Annotated in this window: 18 protein-coding genes and 1 tRNA gene; 1 reads left to right on the top strand and 18 read right to left on the bottom strand. The window is 65.3% G+C overall.

Going from position 1 to position 20886, the window contains the following annotated elements; all coding sequences use genetic code 11:
* Nucleotides 1-48 precede the first annotated feature (48 nt).
* The 7 genes from rpmE to VHK65_16545 form a co-directional block, all read right to left on the bottom strand.
* Nucleotides 49-255, bottom strand: coding sequence for a 50S ribosomal protein L31 (rpmE, locus tag VHK65_16575; GenBank protein ID HVS07762.1), 207 nt, complete (start codon nt 253-255; stop codon nt 49-51).
* 13 nt (nt 256-268) lie between these two features.
* Nucleotides 269-1180, bottom strand: a complete 912-nt coding sequence (locus VHK65_16570) for a site-2 protease family protein (protein ID HVS07761.1) — start codon at nt 1178-1180, stop codon at nt 269-271.
* Nucleotides 1181-1219: 39 nt separating this feature from the next.
* Nucleotides 1220-2404, bottom strand: a complete 1185-nt coding sequence (locus VHK65_16565) for a radical SAM protein (GenBank protein HVS07760.1) — start codon at nt 2402-2404, stop codon at nt 1220-1222.
* An 834-nt stretch (nt 2405-3238) separates the two neighbouring features.
* Nucleotides 3239-3694, bottom strand: a complete 456-nt coding sequence (locus tag VHK65_16560) for a hypothetical protein (protein HVS07759.1) — start codon at nt 3692-3694, stop codon at nt 3239-3241.
* 80 nt (nt 3695-3774) lie between these two features.
* The gene (locus VHK65_16555; GenBank protein HVS07758.1) at nt 3775-4344 is read right to left on the bottom strand and encodes a M23 family metallopeptidase; all 570 of its coding nucleotides are present in this window, start codon (nt 4342-4344) and stop codon (nt 3775-3777) included.
* A 135-nt stretch (nt 4345-4479) separates the two neighbouring features.
* Complete coding sequence (gene glpX, locus VHK65_16550) at nt 4480-5508, bottom strand: class II fructose-bisphosphatase (GenBank protein ID HVS07757.1); 1029 nt, start codon at nt 5506-5508, stop codon at nt 4480-4482.
* A complete protein-coding gene (locus VHK65_16545; GenBank protein ID HVS07756.1) occupies nt 5505-7172 on the bottom strand; it encodes a CTP synthase in 1668 nt (555 codons plus the stop codon). Before VHK65_16545 ends, glpX begins: the two co-directional genes overlap by 4 nt.
* A gap of 108 nt (nt 7173-7280) precedes the next feature.
* Between VHK65_16545 and VHK65_16540 the strand changes: the two genes are divergently transcribed.
* Complete coding sequence (locus VHK65_16540; GenBank protein HVS07755.1) at nt 7281-9122, top strand: glycoside hydrolase family 15 protein; 1842 nt, start codon at nt 7281-7283, stop codon at nt 9120-9122.
* On the opposite strand, the gene VHK65_16535 is transcribed toward VHK65_16540, so the two are convergent.
* The 11 genes from VHK65_16535 to dnaK form a co-directional block, all read right to left on the bottom strand.
* Complete coding sequence (locus VHK65_16535; GenBank protein HVS07754.1) at nt 9119-9793, bottom strand: MBL fold metallo-hydrolase; 675 nt, start codon at nt 9791-9793, stop codon at nt 9119-9121. The genes VHK65_16540 and VHK65_16535 overlap by 4 nt on opposite strands.
* An 11-nt stretch (nt 9794-9804) precedes the next feature.
* Complete coding sequence (argS, locus tag VHK65_16530) at nt 9805-11385, bottom strand: arginine--tRNA ligase (GenBank protein ID HVS07753.1); 1581 nt, start codon at nt 11383-11385, stop codon at nt 9805-9807.
* Between the two features lie 32 nt (nt 11386-11417).
* Nucleotides 11418-12599 (bottom strand): trypsin-like peptidase domain-containing protein, encoded by a 1182-nt coding sequence (locus VHK65_16525; protein HVS07752.1) that lies wholly within the window; start codon nt 12597-12599, stop codon nt 11418-11420.
* Nucleotides 12600-12630: 31 nt separating this feature from the next.
* Entirely contained in the window at nt 12631-13086 is a 456-nt protein-coding gene (locus tag VHK65_16520) for a GNAT family N-acetyltransferase (GenBank protein HVS07751.1), read from the bottom strand.
* A 32-nt stretch (nt 13087-13118) separates the two neighbouring features.
* Nucleotides 13119-14042 (bottom strand): SPFH domain-containing protein, encoded by a 924-nt coding sequence (locus tag VHK65_16515; GenBank protein ID HVS07750.1) that lies wholly within the window; start codon nt 14040-14042, stop codon nt 13119-13121.
* 15 nt (nt 14043-14057) lie between these two features.
* Nucleotides 14058-14516 (bottom strand): NfeD family protein, encoded by a 459-nt coding sequence (locus tag VHK65_16510; GenBank protein ID HVS07749.1) that lies wholly within the window; start codon nt 14514-14516, stop codon nt 14058-14060.
* A 42-nt stretch (nt 14517-14558) separates the two neighbouring features.
* Nucleotides 14559-14825 carry a hypothetical protein gene (locus tag VHK65_16505; GenBank protein ID HVS07748.1) on the bottom strand — a complete coding sequence of 89 codons (267 nt, stop codon included), beginning with the start codon at nt 14823-14825 and terminating at the stop codon, nt 14559-14561.
* A 69-nt stretch (nt 14826-14894) separates the two neighbouring features.
* Nucleotides 14895-16157: a crosslink repair DNA glycosylase YcaQ family protein gene (locus tag VHK65_16500; protein ID HVS07747.1), complete on the bottom strand. Its 1263-nt coding sequence runs from the start codon at nt 16155-16157 to the stop codon at nt 14895-14897.
* A 22-nt stretch (nt 16158-16179) separates the two neighbouring features.
* Nucleotides 16180-16254 (bottom strand) — tRNA-Thr (locus VHK65_16495).
* A gap of 45 nt (nt 16255-16299) precedes the next feature.
* A complete protein-coding gene (gene clpB, locus VHK65_16490) occupies nt 16300-18915 on the bottom strand; it encodes an ATP-dependent chaperone ClpB (protein HVS07746.1) in 2616 nt (871 codons plus the stop codon).
* Nucleotides 18916-18931: 16 nt separating this feature from the next.
* Nucleotides 18932-20836 carry a molecular chaperone DnaK gene (gene dnaK / locus VHK65_16485; protein HVS07745.1) on the bottom strand — a complete coding sequence of 635 codons (1905 nt, stop codon included), beginning with the start codon at nt 20834-20836 and terminating at the stop codon, nt 18932-18934.
* Nucleotides 20837-20886: the final 50 nt, after the last annotated feature.

The raw sequence follows: 20886 nt of genomic DNA, 5'->3' as shown, positions 1-20886 counted from the left end.
GTCCCTGCGCAACGCCGCTGGCCACAGAGGGCTCAACGGGGTAGCGGCTTATCTCTTCCGCTGCTGGCGCTGCTGGAACCGGTCGACGCGGCCCTGCGTATCGACGATTCGCTGCTGGCCGCTGAAGAAGGGATGGCAGACCGAACAGACCTCGGTCTTGAGCTCTTTCTGAGTCGAGCCGGTGGTGAACTTGTTGCCGCACAGGCAGACGACCACGGCATCGTGGTAGTAGGTCGGATGGATGGTGGCTTTCATGGGGGTCCCAATTCTATCTCAAGATGGCGGACGTCTGAAGCATGCCAACGCCCAGTGCGAAGAGCAGCCCGAGGTAAACGGCTCCGACGATGACCTTCGTCTGGGCGTCAACGGCGTAGTAGGCCGGATTGAGGACCGTCGACCGAAACCGCTGGTAGGTGGAGAAGGCCCCGAAGATCAAGACCAGGAAGAGGACCGGGCTCACCCTCGTTCCGGACTGCAACTCGAAGAGGAGCAGCCCGGCCGCAATCGCCAGCCCAGCGACGTTGAACCACTTGGAGAGCAACGACGTCACGCGGCCACCGTCAAGCGGCGTGAGCGGAATCAGATTGAAGAGGTTGATCAGAAAGCCGAAGTAGGCAAGCGCCCGCAACAGCTGACCGGTGCTCGAGTCGGGCGTGGCGAGGTAGCCGAGGTAGCACAGGCCGGCAGCGATCGACCCCAGCACCGGACCCCCGATCGCCATGATGGATTCCTGGGCGACGGTACGCGGCTGTTGCTTCATGCTGACGAAGGCGCCGAGGAACGGGATCATGACGGGAAGGCTGACCGGCAGGCCGATAATTCGGGCCACCACGACGTGGCCGCTCTCATGGATCAGGATGAGGAGCACGATGCCGACGCCGAAGGCCCAACCGAAGATCTGTGCGTAGATCAAGGCCGTCAGCCCGGTCGAGACGATGGTGAACCACAGCCCTTTGAACTTGAGCAGTAGCAGCCCAACGTAGGAGAGCTTGCCGAAAACGAAGGCGAGGAAGGCGAGAATTCCCGCTGCCAGCCCGCCGTTCCGCCTTCCGCGGTTGTCAGGCTGTGCGGGGATATCGGCCTGGACTGGCCGGTCGGTCCGGTAGCCGTAATCGGCCCCGCCCGCAGTTGGCTCCTGGTTCTGCGAATACAGATCAGCCATCACATTGAGCTTGCCCACGGCCTGGGCCTTTCAATCACTTCAAACGGGCCCCGGGCGTTACGCCGAGATCGGCGCCGGTACGCTCCACGCCCGCGTGAAGTTGCCCAGCTGGAGCCCCGGGCAGCGCGCCCCCAGCTCGCGAACGAACGCCCGCATGCCAATGCCCCGTGTGGGATCCGGGATCCGAGCCAGCAGCCAGAGCGGATCGACGTTCAGGCTGCGCAGCTGCACCTGGTGGACCCGGTGCTCCCGGACGAACGCGACCAACGCATCGAGTTCTGCTGGCGCGTCGCTGATGCCGGGGAAGGTCAACAGGTTGATCGTGACCTGTCCGCCGGCGGCGGCCATCAGCTCCGCGCACTGGGCGACCTGCTCCAGCCCATAACCAATCGGCCGGTAGTAGGCGCGGAACCGCTCATCGTGGAGGCTGAAGATGCTGATACGGATCGAATTCAATCCGGCATCGATCAGCCGGCGGAGGACGTCCGGACGTGAGGCATTGGTGTTGATGTGGATGGTCGCGGCCGGCCAGGCCGACCGGATGCGGCGAGTCGCCTCGACCAGCACGGCACCGCGAGTCAGCGCCTCGCCCTCGCAGCCCTGACCAAAGCTAACGAAGTTCGCCGGGCTGGCGCTCAGGTGCCACGCTGCGAGCTCGGCAATCTCCGCCGCGGTGGGAGCGAAGGCGAGGCGGGTCTGCGGCGAGGCGACGTCGCCCCACTGCTCCGAGATGCAGCCCAGACAGGCCGCGTTGCACGCGGGCGAAACGGGGATCGCGCCTTCGCCGCGGCGGAGGAAGACATTCTGCGCCGTCAGGCATCGGTAGTCGGTGGCACAGGTCTCGAGGTGGCGGAGCAGCCGGCTGTCGGGCATTGGACGTCGCGCCGCGCGGATCCCGCGGTCGATGTGCTGCCGATCGACCGCCTGTGGGTCCCAGGCACTCCAGCGGTCGGTTCGCATCGCGGCCACGTACGGCTCGCCGTCGACGGCGGCCACCGCGGCGTACCCATACAGCGGCAGGACCGGCGCATCGTCGCCGGCCAGGTAGGCTGGCAGCAGGGTCCGTAGGTACCCCGGCGGCAGCACGGCGGCCACGGCGACCGCATCGGGGTCTTCGACTGGGGCGGTGGCGCCACCGGCCGAGCCGAGCTGCACCCGACCGGGGAGATGCATCAGGGTTGTCCCCGGCGGGAGCGGGATCAGCCGATCGGGAGCAATGACATCCCACCCACTTTGTGCCACTGCTTGCAGGGTCGGGTGAACACGCAATTCCCCGCGCCGGCTGGCATAAAGCACGCGTCGCACACTATCTACGTTAGCGGCCTTTATAGCCCGACGGTCGGACCGACGTCAACCTTGGCGGTCGGTTCATCCAGGTCGATTAGGTTCGCACGAGTGACTCAACTGCGAGTCAAATACGTGTCCAGAGCCTTCGAGTCCGGCTTTGCACGTCAAACTGCTTCCAGCATCCAGATCTGCCCGCATCCGCGCTACATCGGATAGATCTTGGCTCCGCGACGATAGACCATCGGGGTCACTCATCTTCTCCGCGCTGGCGAAGGATTTGCCCCGCCTCCATGGCAGCGCTAGATCCCCATAGGGCACAGCCTCCTCTGCGTCGCCCGTCTCATCAAGATATGAGTCAATCGTCCGAAAGGCCTCGGCGTCCACTCGGCGGACGAGATCCTTCAAGGCATCGGATGGAGCGCCGGCAAGTAAGCGCGATCGATCCCTATCGTCGGAGGGAGCGAACTGTCTCACCAGGGGCCAGAGATCTCGCAGCTCTTGTGGAGCGGATGCAGGTGGGTCAACCGGTAGTGCGGTCACAGTTTGCTTCTAGGCGCCAAAGACGCGGAGGGTCCATCTCGGCCACCTTAGCAGGGGCGCTCAACCTCGTAGCCAGCCCCCGACGCGGCGCGTTTCAGCGCTTCAGTAGAGCCCGGGCTTCCTTTCCAAACAGCGGATCGTCCTGCAGTGACGTGAGCACGTCGAGTCCGCGCTTGCCACCGACTCGCTTGATCGGGCGCAGGAAGTGGATGCGGGTGCTGCTGCGACTACTCTCGTCCAGCAGGGCGATCAGCTGGTCAAGGTGATCGGGGGTGGCCGACGCAGCGAGGGCGACGGCCAGGCCCTCCTCCTCCCCGCGCCCTGAGCGGCCAGGTAGAGCTGTCGCAGCGTGTTCCATACGGAAGCTGACGGTCGCACTGCCAGCGCCCGTCCGAGGCTCTCAATGACCCTGTCCGGATATCCGCCACGCTGCAGGTGTCTGAGCAGGATCGGCAGGGCCCTCGGATAGGGATCGGCGGTGTTGACCAGATCCCAGACTGAGCTCACCTCGACCCCGACGTTCCTGAGGTCTTCCACGATGGGTTGCTCTGCGCGGCGGAGCTCCGTCACGCGAGCCTGACGCTCCGCTTCCACGGCCTCCGTTTGGGCTCGGTACACCGGGTCGGTGCGCAATCTCTCCGCCTTGAGCGCCATCAGCTCAGCCGCCGTCATCTTCGACCGGCCAGCGTCCTTAGTACCACTCACGGAATGTACCTAATGTTCAAGGGGTTCAGTGGATCAAGGTCGGCCGCCGTCAGGGGCAGCGTAACCCGACTGACGGCCGATTACGACAACAGGTCGATCGGGTTCTGCGGAGTGCCCTCGAAGCGGATCTCGAAATGCAGGTGAGGCCCGCTGGCGCGACCGGTCGCGCCCATCAGCCCGATTTCCTGGCCCTGCGTGACTACCTGGCCGGTTTTGACCATTACCGCCGACATGTGCCCGTAGATCGTATGGAACCCGTTGCCGTGGTCGATCTCGACGTAAATCCCATACGATCCCCAGCCCGCAAAGACGACATGCCCCCCGTCGGCGGCAACCTCCGGCGTTCCCACGTCGTTGGCGATGTCGATCCCTGGGTGGTACTCGAAGAACGTCTGGGTGATGGTGCCATGAGTTGGCCAGACAAACCGGACCAGATGTTCACGAGTGGCGACGAGCTCGGCGATTGCCGCCGGCGGTGCCAGGTCATCGACCGGCACGGCAGGCGCGCGCTGTGCGCGGATGCGGGTCTCGCCGCCGGGCCCGAGCGGAGCCTCACTCACGCTGCTCCTGGCCGCGACCGTAACGCTCCCGCTGGTGGCGTGGACCTCGGCGATGGGATGCCGGAATGCGAGCGGCCCCGCAGCCAGCACGATCAAAGCCCACGCGAGCGCCCACCCGTGGGCGGCAAGCCTTGGGATTCCCCTCGCCAAAACCCGGGCAGTCTAGACCAGTTTTGGTCCCCGCGTCAAACGACGCACCACCGCTTGCACAATTTGTGCCCCAGGCTAGCGAACTTTCCGGTGCGCGCCTTCGACCGACTTGAGGGCGTAGTGGTGCTTGGTGTTCAGGTGGCGGACCGTCCCGCTCTTGCTGCGGAAGACCATCGATTCGGTCTCCGCCCAGAAGTGGTGATAGATCACGCCGCGCAGGAACTCGCCGTCGGTCACGCCGGTGGCCGCGAACGCGACGTCCTCGCCTCGTACCAGGTCGTCGACCGAGAAAACACCGCGCAAATCCTCGAAGCCGCCGGCGCGTGCCTTCTCCTCGTCGTCACGGGAGCGCAACCAGAGGCGGCATTGTAGGTCGCCGCCCAGGCATTTCAGCGCGCAGGCGGCCAGCACCGCTTCCGGCAAGCCGCCAATGCCGAGCATCACGTCGATGCCAGTTCCCTCGAGGGTGGCCATGATGGCGGCGGCGATGTCGCCGTCGCTGAGCAGCGTGATGCGGGCGCCGACCTGGCGCACCTGGTCCATCAGGGGTTCGTGGCGTGGGCGGTCGAGCATCACCACCGTGAGATCCGAGACCTGGACTTTCTTGGCGAACGCCACCCGCTGCAGGTTGTTCTCGACCGAATCCGTGACGTCGATCGACCCCCGCGCTTCGGGGCCGACCGCGATCTTTTCGGCGTACATACCAACCGGCGCCCGCACCAGCGAACCGCGATCGACGGTGGCCACGACGGAGACCGCGTTCGGGAGACCCTTGGCGACCAGCGTGGAGCCGTCGAGCGGCTTGAGCGCCACGTCGCAGGCGTCGCCGCTTCCGTCGCCCACGAGTTGTCCGAGCCCGAGGGGCGCAGACGCCGACTCTTCGCCGATGACGATCGTGCCGCTCATGTGCACCCCGGTGAGCGCTTCGCGCATGGCGTTGGCCGCCGTCCCCCGAATCCCCTCGCGATCGAGGTTCCCCATCCAGCGCCCGGCCGAGAGCGCGGCGGCTTCGGTCGCGCGCACCAGCTCGAGGCCGAGATTCGGTTGGACCGTCCGCGGCGTGGTCGCACCGCCCGAGGCGGGCGTGGAGACGTCAGACTTCACGCGCTTTGCGCGGTCTTGTCCGGAGAAATCGCGGGCGTCTGCAGCGGCTGGGCGTCGGCCGGAAGAACGCCCGCTCTCACGGCTGCCGCCTTGACGAAGTCGCGGAAGAGCGGATGCGGACGGTTCGGCCGGGAGCGGAATTCCGGGTGGAATTGCGACGCAACGAACCAGGGGTGGTCGCGCAACTCGATGATCTCCACCAACCGGTCATTGGGCGAGGTTCCGCTGAAGATCATGCCCGCCTCCCACATCGCCTCCCGATAGGCGTTGTTGAACTCGAAACGATGCCGGTGCCGCTCATAGACAATCGGCTCGCCGTAGGCCTGGGCCGCGAGCGTGCCCGGCTGGAGTTTGCAGGGATAGAGACCGAGCCGCATGGTGCCGCCCTTGTCGGCGACGTCGCGCTGCTCCGGCAAGAGGTCGATCACCGGATGGCTGGTGAATGCGTTGAACTCGGTGCTGTTGGCGTCGGGCTGACCCAGCAGATCGCGTCCGAACTCGATGACGGCGCATTGCATCCCCAGACAGAGCCCGAGATAAGGGGTGAGCGAGGTCCGGGCGAATCGGGCCGCGGCAATCTTCCCCTCAATGCCGCGATGACCGAATCCGCCCGGGACCACGACGCCGTCGACTTCGTCGAGCGCGCGCAAATCACCCGACTCCAGCGTTTCGGAGGCGATCCACTTGATGTCGACCCGCAGGTTGTGGTGAACGCCGGCGTGTCGGAGCGCTTCCGTCACGCTGATATAGGCATCGGGCGCCGGTAAGTACTTCCCCACCACCCCGATGCGCACACTGCCGGCGGGGTGCTGGATGCGATGGACCAGCTCCTTCCAATCGCTCAGGTCCGGCGCTTGGGCCGGCGCCTCCAACGCCTCGACGATGACGTTGCCCAGGCCGGAGTCTTCCAGCATCAACGGCACTTCGTAGATGGAGGCGGCGTCGGGGACGGAGATCACGGCCCGCCGGTCGACGTCGCAGAACAACGCGATCTTGTCCTTGAGGGCGACGCTGATCGCGCGCTCCGAGCGGCAGACGATGGCATCGGGCTGGATGCCGATGCTGCGCAGCGCGGCGACGCTGTGCTGGGTCGGCTTGCTCTTGAACTCCTCCGAGGCTTCGATGAACGGCACCAGCGTGAGGTGCACGTAAAAGACGTTTTTGCGGCCGAGGTCGTTCTTCAGCTGGCGGATCGCCTCCAGAAAGGGGAGCGATTCGATGTCGCCGACCGTCCCACCGACTTCGACGATCACGACGTCCGGGTTGTCTTCCCAGGTCACCCGGGTGATGCGTTCCTTGATCTCATTGGTCACGTGCGGGATCACCTGCACCGTGCCGCCCAGGTAATCGCCGCGCCGCTCCTTGGCGATGACCTCGGCATAGATCTTTCCGGTGGTCACGTTGCTGGCCTTGCTCAGATTGGCGTCGATGAACCGCTCGTAATGGCCCAGGTCGAGGTCGGTCTCGGCACCGTCGTCGGTGACGAACACCTCCCCATGCTGATAGGGGGACATCGTGCCAGGGTCGATGTTGATATAGGGATCCAGCTTTTGGAGGGAGACGCTCAGGCCGCGGGCCTTCAGGATGGTCCCTATGGACGCCGCCGTGATCCCCTTGCCGATCGAGGAAACCACGCCACCGGTTACGAAGACGTACTTCGGCACCGGGACTCTATTCTACGCGGGTGCGTCGCCCTCCGCGCGTCGAGTTATGAATCCTGCCGCGTTTGAGGGCGTTAGTCCATTGTCAATATGACGTTGTAAGGTCAAGCAGTGTATCCCTACGGACTGATCGGCAATTGCGAAACCGCGGCCCTGGTCTCGACCGGGGGGGCCGTCGACTGGTTCTGCTACCCACGGTTCGACTCGCCCTCCATCTTCGCGGCGATCCTCGACAAGCAACGTGGGGGCAGCTTCCGCATCGCGCCGGTCAACCCGGTGCCCACGGGCGAGCAAGCCTACATCCACGACACCAACATCCTGACCACGACCTTCCACCGGGCAGGAGGGACCCTCGTCGTGACCGACTTCATGCCCTGCTTCAACGAGGGCGAGCGCTTCCTGTCGCTCAAGCGCATCTGCCGCGGCCTCGAGGCCCGGGGTGGCCCGGTTGAGGTCGAGTGCGTGCTCGACCCCGCGCCTGCCTACGGCCGCGCGCGCACCAGCTTCGCCGAGCGCGAGGGCATCGTCATCGCCTCGGGCGGCGCGCAGGAGGTGATCCTTTCCTCGACCGTCCCGCTTCATGGGACGGTGGAGGAAGTCGACGGCCGGCCCCGCTACGTCTTCCGCTTCACGGTCGAGCCCGGGCCGCAGGTCTGGATCACGCTGGGCTTCGGCGAGCGCTACTTCGCCCTCGGCCGAAAGTTCCCCAGCAGCAGCGACGCCACCGAGCTCGCCGAGCGCACGCGGGCCTTCTGGGTCGGCTGGCTCGAGCAGTGTCTTTATCAAGGTCCCTTCCAGGACGCCGTCCGTCGCTCCTCACTGGTGATCAAGCTCCTGACCTACGCGCCGACCGGTGCGCTCTGCGCCGCCCCGACTACGTCCATCCCGGAAGACCCGGGCGGCGATCGCAACTGGGATTACCGCTACTGCTGGCTGCGTGACGCGTCGTACGGCATCGCGGCACTCTTTCGCGCGGGTTTCGAGCAGGAAGCCGTCGACTTCATCAACTGGATCCGCGACCGCGCCTACGACCACGACTTTGCCATGCAGATCCTCTATCGGGTAGACGGCGACCCGCACCTTCCCGAATCGTTCCTCGAGCATCTGGCGGGCTACGAAGGCGCCCGGCCGGTTCGCATCGGCAACCGTGCTGCCGGGCAGCGACAGACCGATGTCTTCGGGGCGGTGATCGACTGCATGGCGGTCTATCAGCGCAAGGGCGGTTTCATCTCGACCAAGCTCTGGCACGTGATCGAGCGCCTCGCCGACGGTGTCTGGGAGCTGAGTCGCGAACCCGACAACGGCATCTGGGAATTCCAGGGCGCGCGCAAGCATCACACCCACAGCAAGCTGTGGTGCTGGGTCGCGTTGGATCGGGCGATCACGCTGGCGAAGGGGACCGGCAACACGTCGCGCCTGGAGGTCTGGGAGCAACAGGCGGCGGCGCTGCGAGCGGAGATCGAACTACGTGCCTGGAATCCCAAGATTGGCGCCTTTACGCAGGCTTACGACGACGAGTGCCTGGATGCCGCGGTGCTGCAGATGCCGGTGCTGGGGTTTCTGCCGGCGACCGATCCCAGGATGCGCGCCACCATCGAGACCCTCAGCCAGCGGCTGCTGAACGGCCCCTATGTTCGCCGCTACGACTGCGCGGATGACCAGGGCTACCTGAGCGCGGCGTTTCTCCTCTGCAGCTTCTGGTACGTGGACGGCCTCATTGGGATGAACCGGCTCGACGCCGCCGAGCGCCAGCTGACCGAGCTGATCGCGCTATCCTCGCCGCTGGGACTCCTCGCGGAAGGCAATGACCCGGTTTCCGGAGCACCGCGTGGCAACTTCCCGCAGGCCTACAGCCACCTGGGCGTGATCGACAGCGCGGTGCGCTTGGAGCGGGCTCGCGCCGCCGAGCGGGCGGCCGCCCAGACTCGCGAGCCCCAGAAAGCCGCGGGCTAGTCCACAGCAGCGGAGGCCGTTGCGCCGCGCGGCTCGAGGATCAGGAGCTTCGTCTCTTCGACGGTGGGCGACACCGAGAGTTGCAGCTTCGGCTGCGGCGTGAGATCGGTCGCGCCCATCTCTTTGGCGAACTTCTCCACGCCTTCCAGGTTCTGCGCCAGCAGCGTCAGGCCCGGGAGCTTGTATGAGATCGGAACCACCAGCTTTGGCTCGATCTGGTTGACGATCTCGGTTGCCTGCGCGGAGTTGATGTGGCTGCCGCCACCGATCGGCACGAACAGCACATCGATCTTGCTCCCGATCCCCTCCAGCTGGTCTTCGCTCAACCCGTGCCCGAGGTGACCAAGATGGCAGATGCGAAGGTCGTCGATTTCCACCGTATAGATGAAGTTCTTTCCCCGCTCCGCGCCCTTCTTGGCGTCGTGGTACGTCTGCGTGCCGGTCATGGCGACCGCCTTGATCTCGAACTCGCCGGCACCGGTCACGACGTGCGGATCCCCCGCCAGTCCCTGCATGCTGAAATGGGTCGGATCTTCGTGGGTGAAGATGACGATCTGCACGTTCAGCCGAACCGGCGCGAGACCGAGCTTCGGCTCGTAGGGATCGATCATCACGGTCGCCTCGCGGCCGCGAAGGCGAACGGCGTTCAGGCCGAAGTACGTTATTTCCATCGGCCCGTAGTCTACATTCGGTCGGGCGCGGCGACGCCCATCAGTCCGAGGGCGTTGGCAATCGTGGTACGGGCCGCGCCGGATAACAGAAGCCGCGCGGCGGTCAGCGGTGCGTCCACGGTGACCACGCGGCAGTTCTTGTAGAAGCGATGGATGGCCGCGGCGAGCTCGTCGGTGAAGAACGCCAGCCGGTGGGGCTCGTGGGCCTCCGCGGCCTCGCGCACGACGTCGGGCCAGCGCAGCATCACCCGCATCAGCTCGAGCTCCCATTCGGAGTCGAGCCGGGCGAGTGCCGGCTCCGCCGTCGCCCTAACTCCGAACGTCAGCACATTGGCCAGCCGAGCGTGCGCGTACTGCGCGTAGTAGACGGGATTCTCGCTGGACTGACGCCGCGCCAGTTGGACATCGAACTCCATCTGCGCATCCGCCGAGCGCTGCAGGAAAAAGTAGCGGACGGCGTCGGGACCAACCTCGTCGATCATCTCCTTCAGGAAGATGCCCACACCGGCGCGTCGTGACATCCGCACGGTTTCTTCTCCGCGTTTCACGGAGACCAACTGGACGAGCAGCACCGCCAGCCGGGCCGGGTCGATCCCGAGAACGCCAAGCGCCTCCTTCACCCGGCCGACCTGTCCCTGGTGATCCGCGCCCCAAACGTCGACGACCCGGGCGAAGCCGCGCTTCTCGAACTTGTCCCGGTGATAGAGGATGTCGGACCAGAAATAGGTGGGGTACCCATCCCGTTTGATGAGAACCTCATCCTTTCCGCTGTCGGACTTGAACCAGGTGGCCCCGTCGTACTCAGCGATCCGCCCCAGCGAGGCCAGGTTCGTCATTGTGTCCCGGTCCCATCCGTCGTACAGACCGCTTTCGAGAAACATCTCGTCATGGCGGATATCCAGCCGGGCCAGGTCCTCCTTGATGCGGGCCTGCACCCACTCGATGCCGAACTCCGACAGGGTCTCGGGCTCTGGAGAGAGGGCCTTCGCCGTGGCTTCCGTGGCGATCTCGGCGATGTAGTCGCCGTTGTATCCACCCTCGGGCACCGGTCGATCGAGGATGCGGGCCTGGATGGATTCGCCAAGGAGCCGAATCTGCCTGCCCTTGTCATTCAGGTAGTACTCGCGCTGGACGTCGAACCCCGAGGCCTCCAGGATTCGCGCCGTCACATCGCCAACGACCGCCCCGCGGGCGTGGCTGAAGAGCAGCGGTCCGGTGGGATTCGCGCTGACGAACTCGACCTGGACGCGTAAGCCGCGCCCGACCCCACTTCTCCCCCACCGTTCGCCGGCATCCGCGATGGATGCAAGCTGTGCCTGCAGCCAGGCGGGCTCGAGGCTGACGTTGATGAATCCCGGCGCCGCGACCGCGGTCCGACCGAACGAGGGCGAAAGGGCCATGGCGGTCGCGAGTTCGTTGGCAATGGTGATCGGCAGCCGGCGAAGGGTCTTGGCGAGCTTGAGCGGCAGCGTCACCGAGTAGTCGCCGTGGGCCGGGTTCTGGGTGCGCTCCACCAGCACCACCGGTAGCTCCGGCGCGTCCGGCGGCCACCCGCCGATGGAGCTGACCGCCTGCCGGACCGACTGGTCGATGATGGACGACGGCGATTTCGGAGGCGCCGCGATCAGGGGTGCGTTCCGAGCGTGACCTGGAGCGTCTGGTTCTTGCCGCTGCGCGAGATGGTGATGCTGACCTTGGTGCCGGGCGCGTACTGGCGCAGCACGTCCGCCAGCGGATGGGAATCATCGATGGACTGGTCGTTCACCTTCGTGATCACGTCGTGGATCTTGATCCCCGCATGGTCCGCAGGCGACCCGGGCGTGATCGCGGTGACCACGGCACCGACCACCAGCCCATTGGCGGCCGCGGTGGTCTCGTCGACCTGGTTGTAGGTCACGCCGAGGAACGGCCGGTTGACGTGCCCGGTCTGGATCAGCTGGTTCGCGATGTCTCGGGCGGCGTTGCCGTCGAGGGCGAAGCCAAGGCCGGGGCCGGCCTGGGCCTGCTCGATCGCAAAGTTCACACCGACAACCTGGCCGGCGGAGTTCAGTAGCGGACCTCCGCTATTGCCCGGGTTGATCTGGGCGTCTGTCTGGATGGCGTTCAGGATGTTTTCCACCTGCCCCGTCGTCGCGTTCGGGATCGAGATGAAGCGGTGGAGAGCGCTGATGACGCCCTTCGTGACGCTGTTTTGCTGGCCGAGTGGGCTGCCGATCGCGATCGCGAGCTGCCCAACCTTGAGCGCGTTGGAGTCGCCCCAGCTCAGCGCCGGCAGGTTCTGGGCGTCCACCTTGATGACCGCGATGTCGTCCTCCGGGCTGGTGCCGATGACCCGCGCATCGAATTTCTTCGCCCCATCACGCAGGATGACCTGGAGCTGTCGGGCGTTTTCGACGACATGGTTATTGGTCACGATGTAGCCGTCGGAGCGGACGATGAAGCCGGAGCCGATCCCATGCCGTTCCGTTTGAACGAAGAGATCCGGCGACGAGATCGTGGTCTTGATCTCCACGACCGCCTTCCCATCCTGGTCGGCGACGTTGATGACCGCCGACTCTTCGGTGAGATTGTTCGTAATGGGGGCCAGTGGCCCGCCAGTGACGACACCGGAGGGCGCCACCTTGATGAACCGCGGGGCTACAAGAATCGTTGCGGCGGAACCCGCAAGGGCACCGACCAGCGCGCTGATCACGACGATCCCGAGGATGCCAACCCGGCGACGTGGCGCGACGGGCTTCTCCACCGGCAGGGGCGACAGGGGTGCCGGTTCGGGTGAGGGTGGGAGGTATTGAGGTTCGCTCGCCATCGAACTCAGCCCAATTCTACGCTCGCCTGTTTCAGCGACCGGGCAGCGGAAGCCACGTAAGGACCAACTGCTCGGTCCGCCGGAATCCTGCCTCCTCGTAGACCCGCACGGCCTGGGGATTGTTCTCGCGCGTCCAGACCGCGGCGAAGGTGACGTTCCGCCGACGAAAGAGTTCCACGGCCTGCTGGAGCAGCTTCCGGCCGACTCCCTGTGACCGGAAGCCGGGATCGACGTAGACTTCGGCGACTTCCGCCTCGAGGCCGGTACCGGGATTGAAGAACACGCACCAGCAAAGACCCACCACCATGCCTGCGGCGCGGGCCGCCAGGATGACGTTCTCGCCGGTGAATCGGGCAGCGGGCGCGTTCGCCACGTCGTGCTCGATCTCCTTCTCAGTCAGCTGCGGATGCTCGTAGTGACGTTGCTCGCCCAGCATTAGCTCGCGTAGCAACGGCCGGACCAGGTCGTGCTCGGCCGGATCGAGCACCGCGATCGAGATCTCGGTCGCGCTGGGTCGCTCTATGACTTTGCGGCCGTTGGTACGGCGTCGAGCACGCTGCGCAGGGCCTGGGCTGCGCCAAGCAAGCCGGCGGTCTCGACCGGCACGACGATCTTGGTGTTCTCGCTCGCGGCGAATTTCGAGAGCGTGTCGAGTTGCAGGATGGAGACCAACGTGGGATCCGGGGCGGCGGACTTGATCGCCTGGTAGACCGTCGCGATCGCCTGCGCCCGGCCCTGCGCCTCCAGGATGGTCGCCTGCCTGAGGCCCTCCGCCCGCAGGATGGCCGACTGCTGGTCGCCTTCCGCGGTCTTGATCTGCGCCTGCTTCTGGCCGTCGGCAATGTTGATCTGGGATTGCTGCTGACCTTCCGATTTGAGGATGAAGGCGCGCTTCTCCTGGTCGGCCGTCTTCTGCAGGGCCAGGGCGTTGAGGATCATCTGCGGCGGTGTGATGTCGACGATCTCGATCCGGTTGATCCGGATCCCCCACTTGTCGGTCACCGACTCCATCTGGGCTTGCAGCTGGGCGTTGATCCGTTCCCGCTGGCTCAGGGCGTCGTCTAGGCTCATGCCGCCGAAGATGGCGCGCAGCGTCGTGCGCGACAGCTGGTCGATGGCGATGAAGTAATTGCTGACGCTGAACAAGGCGAGCTTCGCGTCGACGACCTGACTGAAGATGGTGGCATTGACGCTGACCGTGACGTTGTCGCGCGTGATGACGTCTTGCTTGTCGCCGGTCCGTGGCGTTTCCCGGATGTCGACCAGGACCATCGAATCGACCAGCGGGATGAGGAAGGTCAGACCGGGCTGCCGGATTGAGTGAAACTCGCCGACGCGCTTGACGATGCCGACGTATCCCTGCTGGATGATGTTGACGGTGCGGGCGATGATGACGATGGCGAGGAGCACGATGATGGCTCCGACGATCAAGGATGCAGACATGAACTCCACCTCTTCTCAGACGGTCGCGGTTGATGGGGACGACACTGGGCGAACGATCAGCGTAGTGCTGCGGAGCGCGGTGACCACGACCATGGTGTTGGCCGGCACAGGGCTGCCGTCCTCGGTGAGGGCCGGCCAGAGCTCACCGGCGATCTTGAGGTGGCCCGGCTGCCCAACGCCGAGAATGGGCTCCAGCAGGATGGCCTGCTGACCGACCATGCTATCGGCCCCCGAGCGAAGGGTCGGACGGCCGATGTGGAGCCGCTCGACAAGGAACGGCCGCGCGATCAGGATGCCGGCGACGCCGATCACCCCCAGCACGATGGCCTGAACGAGAAGGTTGAAGTGGAGCAGGGCGGCCACAGCGGCGCCCAACGCGCCGACCGTGATGAAAACGGCGAAGAACGCGACCGTCATAACCTCGACGACCGCGAAGGCAATGGCGACGATCACCCAGAACCAGAACGCCGTCATTCGCGGCCATTCTAAGGCCTAACGGGCGCGCGTGCCGAGTGATCAGGCCGCTTCGGCTTGCAGATGACCTCGTGCGCGTCGCTCAACCGCGATCGGCACGATCCCGGCGCCCTGGATGACCTCGAGTACCTGGCTCAGACCGACTTGCTCGCGCCCGGCCGGGAAGTCGATGCCGATCACCGACATCGAGGCGTCGCAGTCGGGGCAGATCGTGGCGCTGACCGCCTCGGTGGGGTCCCAGGTGCGCTGTGCGCAGGCGCCGCAGCCCCGGCAGATGAGATCGAACATCATCCCCTTCTGGACACGCATAGGCGTGGATTCCCCACCTCGCTCCACATCCCTACAACGGCTGCGGCCAGAGGCACCTTGCTCTGCCGGTCAGGCGCTGAGGGTACGTCGCCAGCGAGACGGTACGTCGCCGTCATAATCGATCGCGCCGGCTCCCAGGAAGGTCGCGAGCCCCGCTATCGCCTCTCGAGCAGCCAGGGCCACCTGCGGATCGCCGCAACCCGCCTCGACGCTGACCCTGCGGATCGAGAGCCGTCTCGTTTCGCGGTTCATGGCGGGGTCGACCCGTGCGACGAGCCGGTCGCCATGGAGGACGGGCATTGCGTAGTACCCGTAGCGCCGCTTTGCCGCGGGGACGTAAATCTCCATCGTGTAGTCGAACCCAAACATCCGGCGCGTCCGCTTGCGGTCGATGATCAGGTTGTCAAATGGGGACAGCAGGGTGGTTCGCGGACTCCACGTGCCGACCTCGATCCGGTCGAGAAGCGCGAGGTCATCCGCGTGCACGTACCAGGTTCCCGGCCACGACGCGTCGCCGTCTCTGACGCTGACGGGCACAATGCGTCCCTGCTTTTCCAAAGAGCCCAGCGCCGCAGGCAGGTTCACATACTTCCACCGGATGAAGTGATCGCGGATATCCGTGGGCGATGCAACACCAAGCGCCCGCAGCGAGATTTCCGCCGCCCAGCGGACGATCGCCGGCTCCCCCAGCCTGGTCTTTGGAGTCCACGGGGGCAGACACCGGTCCGAAAGATCCCACAGTTTTTGACCACCGCGTCGCCCCGCGACCATCAGCTGTCCCATCATCTGCAGGTAGAAGAGCATCATGCCGACGTTGCGGCCGTTGTTCCACCCGCTGCTCCGCCAGGCGCCGCTCGACTGATCCTCGAAGGCGCGCGATGGCAGCGGGCCACGTTCACGAATCTGGCGAAGGATGCTGCGCCGCAGCGAGTCATTTGCCTTCATCCATGCGAGGACGCGCTGCGACTGGCGCTCGCCTGAAGCGGTGAACCCGTGCCAAAAGCCCTTGCCGGTGGCCACTCGGTGCATGATCCAGCGGTAGATCGGATAGTGCTCGGTCAGCACGATCGAGGCGGCATGCGCCCAGGACTCGAACAGGCGCCGTTCTTCCCAGAGTAATTTCTCGAGGTGCTGTGGCTGGTACGGTCCAACGCGGCTGAAGACCACCAGCTGGTGACTCGACGCGACGACGTTGGTCGGGTCGAGTTGAAGGAACCCGAGATCCTTGACGACAGCGAAGATGCCGTCAGCGTTCGGTCTGCTCTTTTTACCGGCCAATCGCTGGCGGGTGATCGCCAGCCGCCGGGCCGTCGCCGCCGAGATGGTCCGCACCGGCGAAGTCTAGTGAAGATGTTGGAGCCGCCTCGGGGATTCGAACCCCGGACCGATGGTTTACGAAACCATTGCTCTACCGCTGAGCTAAGGCGGCTCGCGAACGCTGCGCTATTCTACGGCTCCAACGCCGGGAGCGGTCTTAGCTGGCGGCGACGCCCGCGTGCTCCTTGGCGCCGGCCTTGCGCAGAACGAGCTCGCCCTTCTCGGCATCGACCAGGACGGTGTCGCCCTCGCGGAACTTGGCGTCGAGCACGGCCATGGCCAGCGGGTCCTGGATGCGGCGCTGAATGACTCGCTTGAGCGGGCGCGCGCCGTAGACCGGATCGTAGCCCTCGTTTGCGATCAAGTCGAGAGCGGCGGGCGTCAGCTGCAGCGTGATCCGGCGCTCGGCCAGACGCTGGCGCAGGCGCTCCAGCTGGATGTTGACGATGTGCTTGATCTGCTCGCGGGAGAGCGGCTTGAAGATGATGATTTCGTCCACGCGGTTGAGGAACTCCGGACGGAAATTGTGCCGCACCGCCTCGAGGACCGCCTTCTCCTTGTCCTCCTCGGTCAGGTTCGGATCCTGCAGGATGTGGCTGCCGAGGTTGGACGTCATGATGACCACGGTGTTGCGGAAGTCGACCGTGCGACCCTGGCCGTCGGTGAGACGCCCATCCTCGAGGAGCTGGAGCAGGATGTTGAACACGTCCGGGTGTGCCTTCTCGATCTCGTCGAAGAGGATGACGGCGTAGGGCCGGCGACGCACCGCCTCGGTGAGCTGCCCGCCTTCCTCGTAACCGACGTAGCCAGGCGGGGCGCCGACCAGTCGCGCCACGGTGTGCTTCTCCATGTATTCCGACATGTCGATGCGGGTCATGGCCTGCTCGTTGTCGAAGAGGAATTCCGCCAGGGCGCGAGCCAGCTCCGTCTTCCCTACGCCGGTGGGCCCGAGGAAGATGAACGATCCGATCGGCCGGTTGGGATCGCTGAGTCCGGCGCGGCCGCGACGAACAGCGTTGGCGACCGCCCTGACGGCCTCATCCTGACCGACCACGCGGGCGTGGAGGCGATCCTCCATCTGGACCAGCTTCTGAACCTCGCCCTCGAGCATCTTCTGCACCGGGATCCCGGTCCAGCGGGACACGACCTTGGCGATGTCCTCCTCATCGACCTCCTCCTTCAGCAGGCGGTGCTCCTTCTGGAGCGCGATCAGCTCAGCATTCCTGGCCTCCAGCTCCTGCTGGGCCTTGGGCATCTCGCCGTACTTGAGGCGGGCGGCGGCTTCGAAATCCGCCATCCGCTCGGCGCGTTCGGCTTCGAGGCGCAGCTGCTCCTGGCGCGCCTTGAGCTCGCGGATCTGCTGGATCAGCGCCTTCTCTTGCTGCCACTGCGACCGCATGACCTTGCTCTTTTCCTGTAGGTTGGCCAGCTCCCTCTCGATCGCGTTGAGGCGATCCTTGGAGGCGCGGTCCTGTTCTTTCTTGAGCGCCTGCCGCTCGATCTCGAGCTGCCGGATCTGGCGCTCGATCTCATCGAGCTCCTGGGGCAGACTGTCGATCTCCATGCGCAGGCTGGAGGCGGCTTCATCGATCAGGTCGATCGCCTTATCCGGAAGGAATCGGTCCGTGATATAGCGTTGCGAGAGTACCGCGGCCGCCACGATGGCGGAGTCGGTGATCCGCACGCCATGATGGACCTCGTACTTTTCCTTCAGGCCGCGCAGGATCGAGATCGTGTCCTCGACCGACGGCTCGGCGACGAAGATGGGCTGGAAGCGCCGTTCCAGCGCCGCATCCTTCTCGATGTGCTTGCGGTACTCGTCGAGCGTCGTCGCGCCGACGCAACGGAGCTGGCCGCGGGCGAGCGCAGGCTTCAGCAGGTTGGAGGCGTCCATCGCCCCCTCCGCCGCCCCGGCGCCAACCAGGGTGTGAAGCTCGTCGATGAAAAGGATCACCTTGCCGTTCGAGGACTCGATCTCTTTCAGAAGGGCCTTCAGCCGGTCCTCGAACTCGCCGCGGTACTTGGTGCCGGCGATCAATGAACCGAGATCCAGCGAATGGACACGCTTGTCTTTGAGCGACTCGGGCACGTCACCCTGCGCGATCCGCTGAGCGAGCCCTTCGGCGATGGCCGTCTTGCCTACGCCCGCCTCGCCGATCAAGACCGGGTTGTTCTTCGTCCGGCGCGAGAGGACCTGAATGACGCGGCGAATCTCCTGCTCGCGTCCGATGACCGGGTCGAGCCTGCCCTCGCGTGCCAGGGCGGTGAGATCCCGCGTGTACTTGTCCACCGCCTGGAACTTGGACTCCGGCGTGACGTCGGTCACCCTGGTCGAGCCGCGAACCTGGGTGAGCGCCTGGAGCAGCTTCTCGCGGGTGACGCCGTGCCGTTGGAGAACTTTTGCCCCTTCGCTGTTCGACTCCTCGACGATGGCGAGCAGCAGGTGCTCGGTGGAGAGGTACTCGTCCTTGAGCCGCTCCATTTCCGTGGAGGCCGCATCGAGCAGCCGGCGAAGGCGAGAACCAAGATAGGTTTCCGCCCCGTAGATCTTGGGCAAGCGATCGAGCTGCGACTTGACGTCGGACGCGACCCGAGCCGAATCGACCCCGATCTGCTGCAGGATTGGCGGTACCGTGCCGTCCTGCTGCTGCAGCAGCGCGAGAAGCAGGTGTTCGGGCGTGATCTCCTGGTGCTGGGCTTCCTGAGCAAGCGTCTGCGCTTGCTGGATGGCCTCCTGGGTCTTCTCCGTTAAGCGGTCAGGACGAAACGGCATAGTAGTTGGGCTTGGTTTAGACCTCTTTGAAGTCGGCGTCGACGACGTCGCCATCGCTCGGCTTGCCCGACTTGGGGCCGTCCGTGCCGGTGGCCGACTGGGCCCCCGTGCCGGCGCCCTGCGCCTGCTGGTAGACGGCTTCGCCGATCTTTTGCATCGCGGTCGCCAGCTCCTGGCTGGTGGACCGCATGCGCTCGACGTCGTTGTCTTTGATCGCTTGCTTCACCGGCTCGATCTTGCTTTCGACCTCGGAGCGGACCGACGCGTCGATCTTGGCGGCATTCTCCTGCAGCTGTTTCTCGGCCTGGTAGACAAGGCTGTCCGCCTGGTTGCGAGCCTCGACTTCCTCACGATGCTTGCGATCTTCTTCGGCATGCGCCTCGGCGTCGCGCACCATCTTCGAGACCTCATCCTTGTTCAGGGTTGTGGAGGCGGTGATCGTCACCTTCTGTTCCTTTCCGGTCCCAAGGTCCTTGGCCCGCACGTTGAGGATGCCGTTGGCGTCGATGTCGAAAGTCACCTCCACCTGCGGGACCCCTCGAGGTGCCGGCGCGATGCCGTCGAGGTGGAACTTGCCGAGCGTCTTGTTGGCCGACGCCATCTCGCGCTCGCCTTGCAGGACGTGGATCTCGACCGAGGGCTGGTTATCAGACGCGGTCGAGAACACCTGGCTCTTCGAGGTCGGGATCGTCGTGTTGCGCTCGATCAACTTGGTGTTGACGCCACCGAGGGTCTCCAGGCCAAGCGACAGCGGCGTGACGTCGAGCAGGAGCACATCCTTGACCTCGCCCTTGAGCACGCCCGCCTGGATGGCGGCGCCCACGGCGACGACCTCGTCCGGATTGATGCCACGGTGTGGCTCCTTGCCGTTCGTGAGCTTCTTGACCAGCTCCTGGATGGCCGGCATCCTGGTCGCGCCACCTACGAGGATCACCTCGTTCAGATCGGCCGGGGTCAGCCCGGCATCCTTGAGCGCCGCGTTGAACGGCGCGATCGTCTTTTCCGTGAGGTCCGCTGTCAGCTGCTCGAATTTCGCGCGGGTGATCTTGATCTCGAGGTGCTTGGGGCCGTTCTGGTCGGCGGTGATGAACGGCAGGTTGACCTCGGTTTCCATCCGGCTGGAGAGCTCGATCTTGGCCTTCTCCGCGGCCTCGGTCAGACGCTGCAGGGCCTGCCGGTCCTGGCGCAGGTCGATGCCCTGTTGCTTCTTGAACTCGTCGGCGATGTAGTCCACGAGCCGGCGGTCGTAGTCGTCCCCACCGAGGTGGGTATCGCCGTTGGTCGCCTTGACCTCGAAGACACCCTCGCCGATCTCCAGGACGGACACGTCATAGGTGCCGCCACCGAGGTCGAACACGAGGATCTTTTCGTTTTCCTTCTTGTCAAGGCCGTAGGCGAGCGCGGCCGCGGTCGGCTCGTTGATGATGCGGACGACATTGAGGCCGGCGATCTCGCCGGCGTTCTTGGTGGCCTGCCGCTGCGAGTCGTTGAAGTACGCCGGCACGGTGATGACCGCGTCCGTGACCTTCTCGCCGAGGTAGGCTTCCGCGTCCGTCTTGAGTTTCTGCAGGATCATGGCCGAGATCTGTTCCGGGGTGTAGCGCTGCCCCTGGATCTCGACCTCCACCCGCCCGTCCTTCCCGGCGATAACCTTGTAGGGCACCATCTTGCGTTCGGTCTCGACCTCATCGTATTTGCGGCCCATGAAGCGCTTGATCGAGTAGACGGTGTTCTCCGGATTGACGGCCGCCTGCCGTCGGGCCAGCTGTCCCACGAGACGCTCCCCTGACTTGGTGAAGGCGACGACCGACGGCGTCGTCCGCCCGCCTTCGGCGTTCGGAATGACGACCGGCTCGCCAGCTTCCATGACGGCGATTACCGAGTTCGTGGTCCCAAGATCGATGCCTACCGTCTTTGCCATCTTTCGACTCCTTGAGTATGTGCGGCCCCGGCGCAACGCGCGGGGGCAAG

Source organism: Candidatus Dormiibacterota bacterium, from assembly GCA_035544955.1.
In the GTDB taxonomy this organism is placed as follows: domain Bacteria; phylum Chloroflexota; class Dormibacteria; order CF-121; family CF-121; genus CF-13.
The sequence above is the reverse complement of the archived record's forward strand: the minus strand, read 5'-3'. Positions and strand labels throughout refer to the sequence as shown.